The 16,434-nt window shown below is 65.1% G+C and carries 14 protein-coding genes; 6 read left to right on the top strand and 8 right to left on the bottom strand.

Annotated elements, in window-relative coordinates; all coding sequences use genetic code 11:
* Nucleotides 1-79: 79 nt before the first annotated feature.
* Complete coding sequence (locus ACF07D_RS01280; RefSeq protein ID WP_391503610.1) at nucleotides 80-1,120, top strand: glycerophosphodiester phosphodiesterase family protein; 1,041 nt, start codon at nucleotides 80-82, stop codon at nucleotides 1,118-1,120.
* Here the strand turns inward: ACF07D_RS01280 and ACF07D_RS01275 are convergent.
* Entirely contained in the window at nucleotides 1,106-2,155 is a 1,050-nt protein-coding gene (locus ACF07D_RS01275) for an asparaginase domain-containing protein (RefSeq protein ID WP_391503609.1), read from the bottom strand. The genes ACF07D_RS01280 and ACF07D_RS01275 overlap by 15 nt on opposite strands.
* A 119-nt stretch (nucleotides 2,156-2,274) precedes the next feature.
* On the opposite strand from ACF07D_RS01275, the gene ACF07D_RS01270 reads away from it, so the two are divergent.
* Nucleotides 2,275-4,884 (top strand): ATP-dependent helicase, encoded by a 2,610-nt coding sequence (locus ACF07D_RS01270; RefSeq protein ID WP_391503608.1) that lies wholly within the window; start codon nucleotides 2,275-2,277, stop codon nucleotides 4,882-4,884.
* A gap of 88 nt (nucleotides 4,885-4,972) precedes the next feature.
* On the opposite strand, the gene ACF07D_RS01265 is transcribed toward ACF07D_RS01270, so the two are convergent.
* The 4 genes from ACF07D_RS01265 to ACF07D_RS01250 are packed head-to-tail and all read right to left on the bottom strand — an operon-like array spanning nucleotide 4,973 to nucleotide 9,279.
* Nucleotides 4,973-6,205, bottom strand: a complete 1,233-nt coding sequence (locus tag ACF07D_RS01265; protein WP_391503607.1) for an Nramp family divalent metal transporter — start codon at nucleotides 6,203-6,205, stop codon at nucleotides 4,973-4,975.
* Nucleotides 6,205-7,176: a hypothetical protein gene (locus tag ACF07D_RS01260; protein ID WP_391503606.1), complete on the bottom strand. Its 972-nt coding sequence runs from the start codon at nucleotides 7,174-7,176 to the stop codon at nucleotides 6,205-6,207. The genes ACF07D_RS01265 and ACF07D_RS01260 overlap by 1 nt, the downstream gene beginning before the upstream one ends.
* Before the next feature lie 6 nt (nucleotides 7,177-7,182).
* The gene (locus tag ACF07D_RS01255; RefSeq protein WP_391503605.1) at nucleotides 7,183-8,247 is read right to left on the bottom strand and encodes a dihydrodipicolinate synthase family protein; all 1,065 of its coding nucleotides are present in this window, start codon (nucleotides 8,245-8,247) and stop codon (nucleotides 7,183-7,185) included.
* A complete protein-coding gene (locus ACF07D_RS01250) occupies nucleotides 8,248-9,279 on the bottom strand; it encodes an NAD-dependent epimerase/dehydratase family protein (protein WP_391503604.1) in 1,032 nt (343 codons plus the stop codon).
* A 242-nt stretch (nucleotides 9,280-9,521) separates the two neighbouring features.
* Here ACF07D_RS01250 and ACF07D_RS01245 point away from each other — a divergent pair, with 242 nt between their 5' ends.
* The 3 genes from ACF07D_RS01245 to sucD all read left to right on the top strand — a co-directional run bounded on the left by ACF07D_RS01245 (nucleotide 9,522) and on the right by sucD (nucleotide 13,166).
* Complete coding sequence (locus tag ACF07D_RS01245) at nucleotides 9,522-10,649, top strand: ROK family protein (protein WP_391503603.1); 1,128 nt, start codon at nucleotides 9,522-9,524, stop codon at nucleotides 10,647-10,649.
* Between the two features lie 413 nt (nucleotides 10,650-11,062).
* Nucleotides 11,063-12,229 (top strand): ADP-forming succinate--CoA ligase subunit beta, encoded by a 1,167-nt coding sequence (sucC, locus tag ACF07D_RS01240; protein ID WP_119281470.1) that lies wholly within the window; start codon nucleotides 11,063-11,065, stop codon nucleotides 12,227-12,229.
* A gap of 34 nt (nucleotides 12,230-12,263) precedes the next feature.
* Nucleotides 12,264-13,166: a succinate--CoA ligase subunit alpha gene (sucD, locus tag ACF07D_RS01235; RefSeq protein ID WP_391503602.1), complete on the top strand. Its 903-nt coding sequence runs from the start codon at nucleotides 12,264-12,266 to the stop codon at nucleotides 13,164-13,166.
* Between the two features lie 320 nt (nucleotides 13,167-13,486).
* Here the strand turns inward: sucD and ACF07D_RS01230 are convergent, their stop codons facing one another.
* The 3 genes from ACF07D_RS01230 to ACF07D_RS01220 are packed head-to-tail and all read right to left on the bottom strand — an operon-like array spanning nucleotide 13,487 to nucleotide 15,805.
* Nucleotides 13,487-14,323: a MetQ/NlpA family ABC transporter substrate-binding protein gene (locus ACF07D_RS01230; RefSeq protein ID WP_391503601.1), complete on the bottom strand. Its 837-nt coding sequence runs from the start codon at nucleotides 14,321-14,323 to the stop codon at nucleotides 13,487-13,489.
* A gap of 40 nt (nucleotides 14,324-14,363) precedes the next feature.
* Entirely contained in the window at nucleotides 14,364-15,047 is a 684-nt protein-coding gene (locus tag ACF07D_RS01225; protein ID WP_391503600.1) for a methionine ABC transporter permease, read from the bottom strand.
* Nucleotides 15,044-15,805 (bottom strand): methionine ABC transporter ATP-binding protein, encoded by a 762-nt coding sequence (locus ACF07D_RS01220; protein WP_255809387.1) that lies wholly within the window; start codon nucleotides 15,803-15,805, stop codon nucleotides 15,044-15,046. Before ACF07D_RS01220 ends, ACF07D_RS01225 begins: the two co-directional genes overlap by 4 nt.
* Before the next feature lie 158 nt (nucleotides 15,806-15,963).
* Between ACF07D_RS01220 and ACF07D_RS01215 the strand changes: the two genes are divergently transcribed.
* On the top strand, nucleotides 15,964-16,419 hold the full coding sequence (locus tag ACF07D_RS01215) for an OsmC family protein (protein WP_391503599.1): 456 nt from the start codon (nucleotides 15,964-15,966) through the stop codon (nucleotides 16,417-16,419).
* The last annotated feature ends 15 nt before the right edge of the window (nucleotides 16,420-16,434 follow it).

The following is a 16,434-nucleotide window of genomic DNA, read 5'->3' as shown; positions in this document are numbered from 1 at the left end:
GATTCAGCGGCTTTCGATGCTGAGACTGTGCATGATGTTCGCTCACGGCGGTGGCGCGGGAGGCCCTAGGCTTGGAGGCATGTCAGAGCCCCAGGCACTCCCACTCATCATTGGGCACCGCGGTGCACCCGGGTATCGCCCTGAGCACTCTGAAGCGTCGTACAGGCTCGCGTTCGATCTTGGTGCCGACGCCGTCGAGCCTGACGTCGTCGTCACGAGCGACGGAGTGCTCGTCGTGCGCCACGAGAATGAGATCTCTGGGACCACCGACGTGGCCTCGCGAAGGGAGTTCAAGAGTCGCCGCACCACGAAGGTCGTTGACGGAGTCCGTATGACGGGGTGGTTCACCGAGGACTTCACCTGGGCCGAGCTCGCAACACTCAGGTGCGTCGAACGGCTCAAGCGCGTGCGGGCCGACAACCGTGCGTACGACGGCAAGGAGCCGATGCTGCGCCTCAGCGATGTGCTGCGCATCGTCGACGAGGAGAGCGATCGGGGCGGGCGGCCGCTCGGCGTCGTGCTTGAGGTGAAGCACGCAGACTACTTCACATCGATCGGGTTCGACATCGCTGCGCTGATTCAAGACGAGCTCGCGCGCACGGGGTGGGCCGATCGGCCCGAGCGGCTCACGATCGAGTGCTTCGAGCTCGGCGTACTCCTGCGGCTCAGGCAGGCCGGGGTGCGTGCCAGCTACGTGTTTCTCGCCGAACGCAACGGTGCGCCCGCGGACGAGGTGGCGCACTCAGGAGAGACCGGTGTGCGCGCGAACACGTATGAGTGGTACCGGAGTGACGCAGGGCTCGACTACCTTGCATCGCGCGTCGATGGGATTAGCGTTGACAAGGGAAGTCTCATTCGCACGAACGCAATTGGGCTTGCGGCGGGCCCCGAGGACCTCGTGGCCCGCGCTCATGCCCGAGGCCTGCTCGTCTACACCTGGACGCTCCGGCCTGAGAACAGGTACCTGAACTTGCGGTTCCACTCGTCGCTGAGCGGTGCCGAGTGGGGGGACTGGCAGTCCGAGTTCTCGCTCGTGCTGTCGTCGGGGGTCGACGGGATTTTCGTTGACCACCCAGACCTCGGCGTCGCCGCGCGCGAGGCGGAGTCAGTCGCCGGCTGACCCGGCGCGGGCCGAAGCCGGACGGCGCGACGGCTCGACGCACTCGCCGATGAGATTCATGGGCATGAGATGCGCAATCTCCTCGGTGGTGAAGCCGCGATCCAGCAGGTAGCCAAGCTTCGCGATTGACGCCTCGACTGTGAGGTCTGCGCCCGCAATGACGCCCGCTGCTGCAAGCTGTCGGCCCACCGCGTAGCGGTCAGTATCGACGCTGCCAAGCGCGCACTGGGTGATCGCGACGACAGGCATGCGGTCGCTAATGCTCCGCAGCGCATCCTTCATCCCCGGCTTCGACATCGGCGCGTTGCCTGCACCGTAGCACTCGAGCACCATGGCAGCGGTGCCTGTCGAAGCGAGCGCGAGGAGATCTGCTGCCGCTAGACCCGGAGTGAAACGGATCGCGGTAACTCGGGCGTGGTCGGCGCGCACGAGCGGCGCGTCCTCGGGGCTGCCGGGAAGCCCGCGCGGTGCACCGCCGAGCTCGCGCTCAGCGCGGAACGCAGTGAGGGCCTCAGCGTCTGCCTTTGTGACGCGCACCGCGGGCAGGATCTTGCCCCCGAACGCGACCGCCACCGGGGCGGACGGGTTCGCCTGGGTGACCGCGCGGATCGCGAGCTGCAGATTATCGAAGGCGTCGGTGGGCCTGGCGCCGTGCGCGAACTGACTGCCTGTCACGACAACAGGCACCCCGAGTCCCGATAGTTCAAACGCGAGCCGCGACGCAGTGTAGGCGAGGGTGTCAGTGCCATGCGTGACGACGACGCCGCTCGCCCGCATCGCGCCCACCCGGGCGCGGAGTGCGCGAGCGATCTTCGGGGCCGTCTCTTCGTCGGCGTTCGCACTGTCGATCGCAGGTTGGAGCTGGTTCACACGTGCGCGATACCCGAACCGTGAAGCGACCCTGTCGGCACGTTCCTCGAGGACCTCGAGGAACGTGGGGTCTGGTTCGAGCCCGCTCCCAACGTCATGCATCCCGATCGTGCCGCCTGTGGCGAAAATGAGGATCGTGGGAAGCTCGGGCGGTGTCTTGCGCATCCAACCATTGTCTCGCATTGGCAGGTTCTCCGTGAGCGCGCCGGGAATTGCGAGCCAGGGGGCCTCGGCTCTGCGCGAGGTGCCGCAACGTCAGAGGCCCCGCCTACACTAGAGAGACGATGAGTGAGTTCGAGCTTCTTGACCCAGGCGCAGCGTTCGGCGGCGCGCAGCCAGCAGACGGCACTGACCCGCTGCTTGACGGATTGAACCCGGAACAGCGGCGCGCAGTCGTCGCCCGCGGACCTGCGCTGCTGATCGTCGCGGGTGCGGGGTCAGGCAAGACCCGCGTGCTCACGCACCGCATCGCGCACCTCATTCGCGAGAAAGAGGCGTGGCCGAGCCAGATTCTCGCCATTACGTTCACCAACAAGGCTGCGGCTGAAATGCGGGAGCGCCTGGGCGGGCTGCTCGGCTCGGGCGTGGAGGGCATGTGGGTGTCGACTTTTCACTCGGCGTGCGTGCGCATTCTGCGGCGAGAAGCCGAGCGCTTCGGGTACGTTTCGGGCTTCACTATCTACGACTCGGCAGACTCGCGTGCGCTACTCAAGCGCATCATCAAAGACCTCGACGCCGATACCTATGGCTTCACACCGGCGAATACGAGCGCGAAGATCTCGAAGCTGAAGAACGAGCTCTCTGACGCGTCCGACTACGCCTCAACGATGAACCCGAGCGACCCGCGCGAGCGACTTTTCACCGAGATCTTCACTGCGTACGAGCAAGAACTGAAGCGGGCGAACGCCTTCGACTTCGACGACCTCATCGGGCAGACCGTGCAGCTGTTCCGCGCGCACCCCGACGTTGCTGCGATCTACAAGCGCAGGTTCCGCCACATCCTCGTCGATGAGTACCAAGATACGAACCACGCGCAGTACTCGCTCATCCGCGAGCTGACGAAGAGCGTTGAGCCCGCCGAGCTCGCGACACTCGTGCCGCCCGTGCGCGAGCGCGAGCTCGATGGCCTCGGCCGGATTCCGGGCGCGAGCCTTACCGTCGTCGGCGACTCCGACCAATCGATCTACGCGTTCCGTGGCGCAGACATCCGCAACATCGTCGAGTTTGAGCGCGACTTCTCGAACGCCGAGGTTGTGAAGCTCGAGCAGAACTACCGGTCGACGCAGAACATCCTGAGCGCCGCGAATGCCGTCATCGGCAACAACTTCGATCGCCAGGACAAGAAACTGTGGACGGCGGAGGGCGACGGCGACAAGATTGTCGGCTTCACCGGCTACTCGCAGCACGACGAGGCGCGTTTCGTCGCCGAAGAGATTGAGGATCTTCACCGGGACGGCATGGCCTACGGCGATATCGCCGTCTTCTACCGCACCAACTCGCAGACGCGAGCGCTTGAGGAGCTGCTCATTCGGTCAGCTATTCCGTATCGGGTGCTTGGCGGTACGAAGTTCTACGACCGCGCCGAGATCAAGGACGCGATGGCGTACCTCACGACAATTGCGAATCCGTTTGATCCCATTGCTTGGTCGCGCATGCTTGGAGCGCCGAAGCGCGGCGTCGGGCCGATGGCGGAGGCTCACCTCGCGAACTTCCAGGAAGCCGAGGGCGTCTCGTTCCATCAGGCGATGGAGCGCGCCGCCGAGATCCCGGCGCTCGGACCGAAGATTCGCACCACAGTCGTTGAGCTTGCCGACATGCTGACGCGAGCGACCGCAATGGCGCTTGGCGGCGGGGCCACCGACGTGCTGCCGCCCGTCGCCGAGGAAGCTGACGAGGAGACCGCTGACGCGTCGCAGAAGAAGCCGGCGCCAGTCGCAGACGTGCTGAAGCTCGTGCTCGACACGACAGAGATGATCGAGAAGCTTCGCGCGAAGCGAGACCCGCAGGACGATGCGCGAGCGGAGAACCTCGAGGAGCTTCTCGCTGTGGCGCGAGAGTTCGACGCGCAGCAGCCCGGGGCAGGCCTCCTCGCGTTCCTCACCGAGGTGTCGCTCGTTGCTGCGGCTGACGACCTCGACGATCAGAGCGGCACTGTCTCACTGATGACGCTGCACACCGCGAAGGGCCTCGAATACCCCGCTGTCTTTATCACGGGCGTCGAGGAGGGGCTTATCCCGCACCAGATGTCGGTCGATGAGCTTGGCGGAATCAACGAAGAACGGCGGCTGATGTACGTCGGCATCACGCGTGCCAGGCAGAAGCTCTTCATCACGCTCGCATCGACGCGTGCAACGTTCGGAGACGTCGCGGTCGCGATGCCGTCGAGGTTCCTCCAGGAGATCCCTGAGGGCCTCATCGAATGGCGGCAGTCGCCGGGTGAAGTCACCGGGCGGGGTGGTACCGCCTCCCGGGCGCTCAACGCTGGCCGTGCGCCGGGTGCTGGAGGGTCGAGCGGTGCCTCGTGGTCGCGAAACCGTGACTCGCAGGTCTCGTTTGGGGCGAGCGGTGGTGGCGGCAGCTCCGCGGCGGTGTCCGAGCCCGCGAGCGGCAACATGCAGTCAGCGCTCGACAAGTGGCGCGAGCGCAAGCGCCTCGCCAAGGAAGCTCAGGCCGCGGGCGGGGGATTTCCGAACACCATCGTCGGCAACATTCGAGATAACGGCGATCTCGAACTCGCCCTCGGGGACCGCATTAGGCACGACGAATATGGTGAGGGCCGTGTCAACGCGGTCACCGGCGCCGGCTCAAAGCGTGTCGCACACGTCACATTCGACAGCGTCGGCGAGCGCAAGCTGCTCGTAAAGCTCGCGCCGATCGAGAAGGTCTCGGAGTAGCCCGAGCGCTCACGATGACGATGCCCGGTGGGGCGGCGGCCTCTGATGAGGCCCCGCCCACCGGGCATCGTGCATATCTCGGGTTGCGTTAGCCTGCCAGCTTCACGACGTAGCTCCCCGCGAGGAATAGCAGGAACGCGAGGCCGAAGAGCGCGAGGACAAGCTGTGGCGTCTTGATGCGCAGTTCGCCGCGGTCGCGGTGCCTGCCGAGGAACACCATCACGGCGCCAATGAGCGGTACGACAACGATTGTCACGGCTTGCGCCGTGATGATGAGCTGGATCGGAATCCCGCCGAACACCGTCGCGATCACCCCGCCGAGCACGATGACGAGCGAGATGCACGCCTTGACTGGCGCAGACGCGAGGCCACCGCCGTCAATCTTGAACACACCCGCGAGCATCGACCCGCCGATCGTCGAATTGCCGAGTAGCGACGAGAACGCCGCAGCCCACAGGCCGATCGCGAAGAGCCAGACCGCCCACGAGCCGATCGGCTCGAGGATCTGGGCGAGCGCGGCCGGGGAGTTCGCTTCGATGCCTGCAGGGTTGAGCGTCGCGGCGGCGGCAATCATGATGACGGTCGACAGCGCCCCGAGGATGAGCGTGCCGAGTACGGCATCGCGGCGCGCGAGCTTGAAATCTCCGCTCGTCCATCCCTTCTCGCGTACGAGCTGGATTTGATAGAGGGCGCCGACAATCGAGAACGTCGTTGCCGCGAGCCCGACGATGAGTGGGATAGAGCCGTCGGGGATCGAGGGAACCAGACCGCCGACGACAGCGCCGAGATCGGGCTTGCTCACCACGGCTGTCGTGATCATCGCGACGAGGAGCACGATGATCACGACGACCATCAGCTTCTCGAGGGCCGGGTAGAACTTGGGGATCCACACGAAGATGAGCCCGATGACAGTGAAGAGCACGGCGAAGAACCGGGGGTCGCCACCGAACAAGAGCTGGCCCGCAGCGCCTGTGCCGGCCGAGTTGCCGGCCTGGAACGATGTCACGACGAGGAAAGATCCGAGGCCGACGATGATCGCCACGATGCCAGTCAACCGGTGCGCGACGGTCCCGAGGATACTCTTGTCTGTCGTCAGGCCGATGCGCACTCCGATGTTCACGAAGCAGAGCATGAGAATCGTCGCGATCACAGGGACCCAGATGAGCTCATAACCGAACGACGCGCCCATCGCGCTCGCGGTCGCGATCGATCCTGGCCCGAAGACAAGCGCAGCGGTGATGAAAGCCGGACCGATCGAGCTGAAGACGCCGCGTTTTGGTGGCGCCCCTTGCGCGGTGGCTGTGACGGGAGTGGAGGTCATCAGTGACTCTTTTCTGTGTGGTGAGTTCCGCGCAGCGCCTCTGCTGCGCGGAGTGTGTTTGTGGCGACAGTGCGTGCCGATTCCCACGGCGCCGTCGCGCTTCCGCCTTGGAAGTTTTCGATAAGTGCAGCTGCGAGCTCTGCGAATCCGAGCGAGTCGTGTGGGTGGGGAAACTCGAGGCTGACTGACAGCGTGCCAGTCGCAGTGAAGACGTCGATGGCGTAGCGCTCGGGGCCTGGCGTGCCTGTCACTGTCATCCCGAACGGCACTTCGCGGTGATCCGGCACGGCGACGGTGCCGGCGAGCTGCGCGATCTCCTCGGACGCGCTGCGCGAGCCCGGGGAGCGATGCGTCCAGCCGGAGACGTCGCCGACGAGCTCAGCGCCGGGGAGCACCGACTCCAGCATCTCCCAGGCGTGGAGTCCCGCCGTCACGAGCGTGCCGCCGCCGCGCTCAGGATCGTCTTGCCACGCCCGGTTGGGCGCGAGGAACATTTCGATGTCGTGCTGGGCGAGCACTCGCACTCCCCACACCTCTCGGCTCGCGACCTGCGTCGCGAGCTCGCGGAGGGCCGGTGCGAACCTGAGTACTGACGACGTGCCGACCCGATCCTCGTTGCCAGCGACCGCCGATTCCCACTCCGCGAGCTGCGCGGTGGTTCCCGCAACAACCTTGTTCGCGAAAACGAAGGCGTCCGTCGTGTGCAGCAGTTCGCTCACGAACGGGACAGTCTCGTGCGGGCGTGCGGTGAGAATGACGATGTTGGGCCGGGTGCCGGCGAGCTCCGCGATCGTTCGAACGGCCTCGCAATCGAAGCTCGTCGCGAACGAGCTCGCGAGCGTCGCGTCGGAATCATAGACGCCGACGAATTCGACGGGGGCGCCATGCTCGCGCAGCCGCGCCAGGTTTCCCGCGTCGGTCACCGGGTGAGAGTGCGCGAGGCCAGCGAAGGCGATCCGGATCGGGGTCATGGTCCGCTACCGCAGCCAGGATTCCAAGTGCTCGGAGATGAAGGCGTCGTCGCTGAGCTCTGGATACGCGAGGCGCACGCGGCGGATTTCGTCGGCTTGACCCGGAGACAGGCCCTCGCTCGGGTCGAGACACCATACACCCTCAAGGAGCCCCTGCTGGCGGAGCACCTCGTGCACGCCAGCGATCACCCCGGCGAAGTCGTGAGCCGGATCGAAGACGGCCTGGTTGAAGTCGACCATGTCCGCGCTCGCGCGATTGAGGTCCGCGAGCGATTCGAGATCCCCGGCTGCCGCCCGGTGCGCCGTGTTGAGCAGCGTGACAGCCGCGCGGGTGCCGACCGCCCATTGGCCGAGCAGCCCTCCCACGAAGCGCAGCGTGGTGGGGCCCGCTGGCGACGCGACGTGGAACTCAGACTGCAAGTCGGACACGATCGCGTCGTCGTTGCCCGTGTACAGGGCGATTTCCTGTGCGCGACCCGACTCGGCGACGCCGCGGATGAGCTCGAGCGTCTTGTACCTGTCAAACGGTGCCGCCTTCACCGCGACAACGGCCGGGATCTCGGCGAACTCCCGCCAGAAATCGCGGGAAAGCGTGGGGCCGCCAATCGCGGTCTGCAGGTAGAAGCCGACGAGGGGGAGTACCTCGCCGATGGCGCGTGCGCGCTCGAGTAGCGACGCTTCGGTCGCCCCCGGGACTCGAGGGCTCACGAGCACGGCGTCGTAGCCGAGGTCGCGGGCGAGCTCGGCCTCGGCAACAGCCTGTGCCGTGTCGTCGGTGACGCCCGCGATCCGCACAATGCTGTCGTCGCCGTGTGCCGAGATCTCCTCCGCGGCGATCCGCAGCACGGGCTCAAAGAGATTGTGCTCAGGGTCGCGGATCTCGAACTGGGTCGTGTGCACCCCAACTGCGAGTCCGCCGGCGCCTGCGGCGAGGTAGTAGCGCGTGAGCGCGCGCTGGCGGCGCTCGTCGAGCGTGCGCTCGGCGGTGAGAGCGAGCGGTTGAGCTGGGATGACAACCCCTCGAAGGAGTGCTTCCCGTGCGGCACGTCGAAGCTGTGGCGTTGTAGACATCTAGAACTTCCCGTCGCGGACTGCCCACTTGGTGGGCTTTGCGGTCATCGGCAGGCCAGCCTCGATCCATTGCGCCTGCCACTCGATGAGGGTCTGCGCCGAGACCGCCGGGTACCCAAAGAGTGCCATGCACCGGCTCGAGTCGTTGAGAAGCGCCGTTGGCTGGGGCTCGCCAACGATTGTCACGTCGCGCCCGAGCAGGCTTCCAAAGCGGTGAGCCACGGCGTCGACCGACAGCGTCTCGGGGCCTGTGAGGTTGATCGTGAACACGTCTGTTGAGGCATGGGTGAGGCTTCGCAGCACGACCTCGTTCGCGTAGCCCTGCCAGACGACGTTGACGTTCGCTGTGGCTACCGAGACGGGCTCACCCGAGTGCACGGCCGAGCCGATATCCGCGAGCACGCCGTAACGCAGATCGACAGCGTAGTTCAGGCGGACAATCGAGACGCGGGTGCCGCGCTCCTCAGCCGCGAACTCAAAGACCCGCTCGCGGCCGAGGCAGGACTGCGCGTACTCGCCGATCGGCGACGGAGCAACGTCCTCTGATGCGCCGCCAGAAGACGCAGGCACGAACGGATACACGTTGCCAGTCGACAGCGCGGCGATTGCGCTCGTGCGGTAGCGGCGGGCGATGCGGTCTGGCAGGGCTGCGTTGACCTCCCACGCCCAGGACGGGCTTGTCGCAGCGCCGAACTTTGCGCCAACCATAAAGATGACGTTGGGCGCATCGGGGAGCGCATCGAGGCTGTCGTTCTTGACGAGGTCGAATTGCACGACCTCGACCCCGGCCTGCGTGAGGCGCTCTCGGACGCTCTCCTCACCAAAGCGCGACACTGCGTACACAGTGTCGCTTTCTCGCCCGGCAGCGTTCAGGGCGTTGCGTGCGAGCACGGCGAGCGTCGGCCCCATCTTCCCGCCGGCGCCGAGGATGACGATGTCGCCCGCGCCTTTCGCGAAGTCTTCGACGAGGCCGGCGCTCGGTGCGACGAGTCGCGCCTCAAGCTCGGCTTCGGATGTAAAACCCTGTGGCATTCTCGATCCTCCATTGGTTCGTTAGCGAGCGATTCGCTTGAGTGAAATTAAACACCAAGGTGTGATAATTCGCAATATTCGATCTGTGTCCCCGTAAACACGCGAAGATCTGGTTCAGTTTTTCTGGCACGGGCAGGGCATATTGGCCATATTCTCGACCTTGGGCATGGGGTGTTGGCTAGGATGATGGCCACTGTGCGGTGCCAACGCTGGCCCGCGAACTCAGCGCTTGGAGGTGCACCGTGGCAAAAGCGAACTCGTCGTCAATTTCGGCGAGAGTGGCGCTCAAGCTTCGCGACGGCGGCCCAGACTCCGTTAACGGCATTGCCGAGGCACTCGAGCTGTCACGAACCTCTGTCGAGAACGTGCTCGGAGTCTTGACGGCCTCGGCCGACATCACCCGCACCACGGTTGCAGGCAGCGGGGTTGGTCGGCCGTCGCGCCGATACGAGCTTGACGCGCCCGCCGGCTACGTTGCGGGCGTTGACGTGGGCAAGGCGAGCATACGTGTCGTCATCGCAGACCTTGCAGGAACAGTGATTGCAGACCACGCGGGTGGCGGCGTCGGAACGGTCGCCGACGGGGCGTCGAAACTTGACACCGTGACACTGCAGGTGAAGGCGGCCTTCCATGAGGCTTCACTCCCGCTCGATAGGCTTCGCGCGGTCGGGCTCTCGCTCCCCGGCATCGTTGACGAGGCGGGGAGCGTGGTGACGTCAGTCGTCATTCCCGAATGGTCTGGGGTTGATGTTGGCAGTCGGCTGGCCGTCGCGCTGGGTGCCCCCGTTGTCGTCGACAATGGCGTTCGGCTGGCGGCAGTCGCCGAACATGAGCTCGGCGCCGCCCAGCTTGTCGACGACGTGCTGTACCTGTCGGTGGGAAACCGTATCGCGATGGGCCTCATACTTGACGGGAAGCCCAGGCGGGGGCGGCACAACGCCGCGGGCGATATTGGCCGCCTGGCGGTTCGGGGCGTTGACCCCGAAACCGGTGAGATCCGCTGGGCCCACGGAACCGGTGCAGCAGAGCTGTTCCAGCGGGTCCGAGACGACGAGCCAGCCGCTATTCAGGAGCTCGCCGCATTCACTGAGGAGCTTGCGCATTCGCTCGCAACGCTGATTATGGCAGTGGACCCGGGCAAGGTCGTTGTCGGGGGAGGGCTCTCGCGTGCCCACGACGAGTTCCTCGTGCCGTTGGGGCGGGCGGTGTCGCGCCGCATTCGGTTGGCAGCGGAAGTGCCGATCGTTGGGGCCCGACTGGGGGACGAGGCAGCTGCACACGGGGCGCTCGTGCACGCTTTTGCCCACGCCTCCGAGCGAATCTATGGAATTGCGGGAATGACGGTGCCGAGAATCACGCCAATCGCGTAAGACGAGCCGAACCGCTCGACGGCTGGCAGGCTGGCCTGCCGTACGGGTGGGCTGACCTGCTGCACGGGCGGGCTGACTGGGCGGGAGCCAAAACGGGCCGCTGCGGTTGCGCGATCCTGCGGATTTGATCCCCACTATGCGCTGCCGAAGCCGTGTCGCGTAAAGAGTGCGATTTCCTACGGTATGGAGGCGCTGATTCGCCTGGATCGCTTGAACCGTGGGTGCCTAAATGCTGGTTCAGTCGAATCGTTGCCGCCGTTCGCGGCCGCGATCGCCGGGTGGCGTCTACAGCTGAGCGCCACGGCTGAATCTACCGAGACACCGGTGTTAGACTGGCAAACGGTCGACATTTCTCTCGACATCGAGACATTTTTGCCTCGGGTAACCAAACATCCCAAGCAGAAGGACAGTACGTGGATCTGTACGAGTACCAGGCACGCGATCTTTTCGAACGATACGGGGTGCCGGTGCTCCCCGGCATCGTCGCTGACACCCCCGAGGAGGTGCGTGCAGCAGCCGAGAAGCTTGGTGGCGTCGTCGTCGTCAAAGCTCAGGTAAAGGTCGGCGGTCGCGGCAAGGCTGGCGGCGTGAAGGTCGCAAAGAACCCCGACGAGGCGTTTGAGGCCGCGCAGGCAATCCTCGGCCTCGACATCAAGGGCCACACAGTCAACCGCGTCATGGTTGCCGCTGGCGCTGACATCAAGGAGGAGTTCTACTTCTCAGTCCTGCTCGACCGGGCAAACAGGTCGTACCTCTCGCTGTGCAGCGTTGAGGGTGGCATGGAGATCGAGGTCCTCGCAGTCGAGAAGCCCGAGGCTCTCGCGCGTATCGAGATCGATCCGATCGCCGGCATTGACGCGGCAAAGGCCGAGGAGATCGCACGTGCGGCGAAGTTCCCTGAGGAGCTCGTCGGCAAGGTCGTGCCCGTCTTCCAGAAGCTCTACGAGGTTTACGTCGGTGAAGACGCAACCCTCGTCGAGGTCAACCCGCTCGTGCTCACAGGCGAGGGCGACATCGTCGCACTCGACGGCAAGGTCTCGCTCGACGAGAACGCTGACTTCCGTCAGCCGGGCCACGTTGAGCTCGAGGACAAGGCAGCCGAGGATCCGCTCGAGGCGAAGGCCAAGGCTCAGGATCTCAACTACGTGAAGCTCGACGGCGAGGTTGGTGTCATCGGCAACGGTGCAGGCCTCGTGATGTCGACGCTTGACGTCGTTGCCTACGCTGGCGAGAACCACGGCAACGTGAAGCCCGCGAACTTCCTCGACATCGGCGGCGGTGCATCGGCTGAGGTTATGGCTGCTGGCCTTGACGTCATCCTCGGCGACCCGCAGGTGAAGTCGGTCTTCGTGAACGTCTTCGGCGGAATCACCGCGTGTGACGCAGTCGCAAACGGCATCGTCGGCGCGCTTGAGAAGCTCGGTGACGCAGCGAACAAGCCCCTTGTTGTTCGCCTCGACGGCAACAACGTTGAGGAGGGGCGCCGCATCCTCAACGAGGCGAACCACCCGCTCGTGACCCAGGCCGCCACGATGGACGAGGGCGCCGACAAGGCCGCCGAGCTCGCCAACGCACGCTGAACCGCCCCCTGGAACTAGAAGGAATTACAGAACTATGTCGATCTTCCTGAACAAGGATTCAAAGGTCATCGTCCAGGGCATCACCGGCGGCGAAGGCACAAAGCACACTGCGCGCATGCTCGCTGCTGGCACCCAGGTCGTCGGTGGCGTGAACGCCCGCAAGGCAGGCACGACAGTGTCGCATGTTGACCCTGACGGCAACGCAGTCGAGCTTCCCGTCTTCGCGACGGTTGCTGAGGCGATGGCTGAGACCGGAGCCGACGTTTCGGTCGCCTTCGTGCCGCCCGCCTTCACAAAGGATGCGGCGATCGAGGCAATCGATGCAAGCATCGGCCTGCTCGTGATCATCACCGAGGGCGTGCCCGTGAAGGACTCGGCTGAGCTCTGGGCTCACGCCAAGGCCACCGGTGGCAAGACTCGCATCATCGGCCCGAACTGCCCCGGCATCATCACCCCGGGCGAGGCGCTTGCAGGCATCACGCCTGCGACGATCACCGGCAAGGGCCCGATCGGTCTCGTGTCGAAGTCCGGTACCCTCACCTACCAGATGATGTACGAGCTCCGTGATCTCGGTTTCTCGACCGCAATCGGTATCGGTGGCGACCCCGTCATCGGAACAACGCACATCGATGCGCTGGAGGCGTTCGAGAACGACCCCGAGACCAAGGCAATCGTGATGATCGGTGAGATCGGTGGCGACGCTGAGGAGCGCGCAGCCGAGTACATCAAGGCGAACGTCACGAAGCCTGTAGTCGGCTACGTTGCGGGATTCACCGCTCCCGAGGGCAAGACGATGGGCCACGCTGGCGCCATTGTGTCGGGCTCGGCGGGCACCGCTCAGGGGAAGAAGGAGGCCCTCGAGGCCGCAGGCGTGAAGGTCGGTAAGACTCCGACCGAGACCGCGGAGCTGTTGCGCGCTGCTTTCGCACAGCTGTAACGCGCAGCGATTACGCACAGGACCCCGCAGGCATTTGCCTGCGGGGTCCTGTGCGTCCTGGGGATTCCGGTTGAGAAGCCCCACCAGCGCTGGCCCCCGGGCCGGGGTGCCGGCCCTGCTCGTGCCGATCTGCCCCGCAAACGCACACGATCCTCGCAAAACCGCCCCTTAATTCAGGTATTTAACGTGTGGTTTTGCGAGGATCGTGTGCACCGGCGGGGCGAGCCGAGAGGCAAGGCCTTGGCGGCGCGGGTTCGGGGCGACCTCCAGCGGCGGCGAGGCATGCCCGGCGCCAGCCCGGCACTCCGGCCGCGTCAGCGCTAGAAGGCTGCAGGCACGTCGAACTCTTCGAGCACGGCGCGCACTTCGTCGCTGTGGAACGCCCGTGCGAGGGCCTTCACCTCTGGCGAGTTCTGATTGTCTGCGCGGCTCACGAGCGACACCGCGAACTGCGGGTCTTGCTCGACAGCAATCGCATCTTCTCCTGGCACGAGCCCAAGCTGTCGCGCGAACGTGCCGTGCAGGAAGACGCCGTCGGCCTCTGGATACGCCGCGTTCAACTGCATGAGATCTACCTCAGTGAACTGGAGGTTCTGAGGGTTCTCGACGACGTCCTTCACCGTGACCTCCCACTTGTCGACCTTCGGGTCGAGCTTGATGAGCCCCGCGCCCGCGTACATCTGTAGCGCGCGCGACTGGTTCGAGAGATCCTGTGGAACGACGATGTGGCCGCCCTCAGGGATGTCCTCCATGCTCTCGTGCTTGCTCGAGTACGTGCCGACGACGGTGAGATACACGGGTTCGATCGCGACGAGCGACGCGTTGTTTGCGGCGTTGAAGTCTTCCATGAACGGCGGGTGCTGTACGAAGTTCGCGTCGAGCTCGCCTGCGGCGAGCATCGTGTTCGGCTGCACGTAGTCCGCGACCTCGACGAGTTCGATTGAGTACGGCTCCTCGATTGCCTCGGCAGCGGCACGCACGACTTCGGGCATTGGAGTTGTCGTCGCGGCAACCTTGAGCACGTGTGTGCCGGAGGTGTCATCGGCAGTGCCGTCTGCGCCTGGGGTTGCCGCGCAACCGGCAAGCGCCAGCATCGCCGTTGCGAGGGCGGCGGCCGTGATGAGCCTCGGGTGCTTGGAGGGTGTCGAGCGAATCATTGTGTGTCTCCTTTCGGGCCGTGGCTATGCCATCGGCCGGTTAACGCTTGTCGAGTGCGCGCGAGATCCTGAGGCCGGTGGCCTGCAGCAGAACGACGCAGGCGACGATGAGCAGAATCGTGGTGTACATAAGGGTGAAGTCGTATCGCTGGTAGCCGTAACGCATCGCGAAGTCCCCGATACCGCCGCCACCGACCACGCCGAGCACTGTCGAGTACGACACGAAGCTCACAGTCGCCGAGGTGAGCGCATACACGAGGCCTGAGCGGCCGTCGACGAGGAGAAACCGGAAGACTGTTTGTGGCACTGTCGCGCCCATCGAAGCCGCGGCCTGCCAGAGGCCACTCGGTAGCTCGAGGAGGATCTGCTCCGTGAGGCGCGCATAGATCGCGACTGCAACGAAGGCGAGCGGGAATGTCGCGGCGACGGTTCCGAAGCTAGTCCCAAACACGAGGCGCGTGAGCGGGATCATGAACACAACGAACAGGAGAAAGGGGAACGACCGAAACACGGTGACGTACAGGTCGGCGATGAGCCAGACGGCCCGGTTCTCGAGGATTCCGCCTGCGCGGGTGAGCGTGATGACGACGCCGAGTGGCAGCCCGATGAGTACGGCGACACCGATGGACGTGAGCACCATGTAGCCCGTCTCAGCCATCGCTGTGGCGATCTCTGCTCCGTGCTCGCCGAACACTCGCTGGAACTCCGTGAGGATCGCATTCATCGCCGGAGCTCCGCTCTCACGTGCTCGACGTAGCTGAGTTCCCGTGAGTCAGCGTGTGACTCGACCCGGATGATGTCTCGCAGTTCGCCCGCTTCGAATATCGCTGCCGAATCGCAGCTGCGCTTCACGGCGTCGAGCTCGTGTGTCACGAGCACGATACTTGTTCCGAACTCAGACCGGGTGGCGCCCAGCAGGGTAAGGATCTCTCCTGTCGTGTGAGTGTCGAGCGCGGAGGTTGGTTCGTCACAGAGCAGCATTGTTGGGTTCGTCGCGAGGGCACGCGCGATTGCGACGCGCTGTTTCTCGCCGCCGGAGAGCTGGGCTGGGTAGTGGTCAAGGCGTGGCCCGAGCCCGACGAACTCGGCGAGCTCAGCGACGCGACGCGCGGCGTCGGTGCCTCTGGCTCGCTGTAGCTTGAGGGGAAGCGCGATGTTGTCGCGCACCGTGAGGTTGCCGACGAGGTTGAACGATTGGAAGACGACGCCGATCCGATGGCGCACGGCGTTGAGCTCTCGCTGGGTGAGCGTCGCGAGGTCAATGCCGTCGAACAGGACGCGGCCGCTCGTGGGGTGGTCGAGTCCGTTCATCATGCGAAGCAGTGTCGACTTGCCTGCACCACTCTCGCCCACGACACCGAATACGGCGCCTCGTGGCACAGCAAGGGAAACGTCTGTCAGGGCGTTCACTTCCTGTGCGCCTGTGCCAAAGCTCCGGGTGACATGAATGAACTCCACGGCGGGAGCTGTTGGAGCGGTCATCGTTCGTGCATCTCGGTGAGTCGGACTTTCGGGGAGGGATGGAGGCGGTGTGTGGTTGTCGGGGCCCGGCCTGGGCAACCCTGCAAGCATGACACATTTATTGGACTGCGTCTAACTTGTGGGTAATGTGGGTGAGACCACTGTCGAAAGGAGTCCAGGTGAACGACCGAGAAACCACGGAAACACCCGGCCATGGCCCGGCCCTGTACACGGCTGTCGCGCGAAACTCGACGGGTGTTAACGGCGAGAGCACAGCAGAAGGTGGACTGACTGTCGCTGTCGCGTCTCCTCCGACTGGCGCTGGCTCTGCCCCCGCGGGAACGACGAACCCCGAGGAACTCCTCGCGCTGTCGTGGGCGACATGCCTGAATGCGGCAGCGCGCGTCGTTGCGGGAGCCAGCGTCGAGGTTTCGGCGCGTGTCGAGATCTCGCTGCACGCGCGCGGGGCGGGCGACGGGTATGAGTTCTCTGGGCGCGCGGAGCTCTTCTTTGCCGGGATCGAGGAACCGCAAGCTGAGGCACTGGCGGCAGCCGCCCACGCAAGATGTCCGGTCTCGCGAATGCTTGCGGGAACCTCGCGCGTGGAAGTCGCCGCAGTGGGCGCCCCGCGCTGACACGCTCGATGACCG

Origin of the sequence: Leucobacter sp. NPDC015123 (assembly GCF_043080205.1) — a bacterium.
GTDB lineage: Bacteria > Actinomycetota > Actinomycetes > Actinomycetales > Microbacteriaceae > Leucobacter > Leucobacter aridicollis_A.
This window is presented reverse-complemented; position numbering and strand designations above follow the sequence as displayed.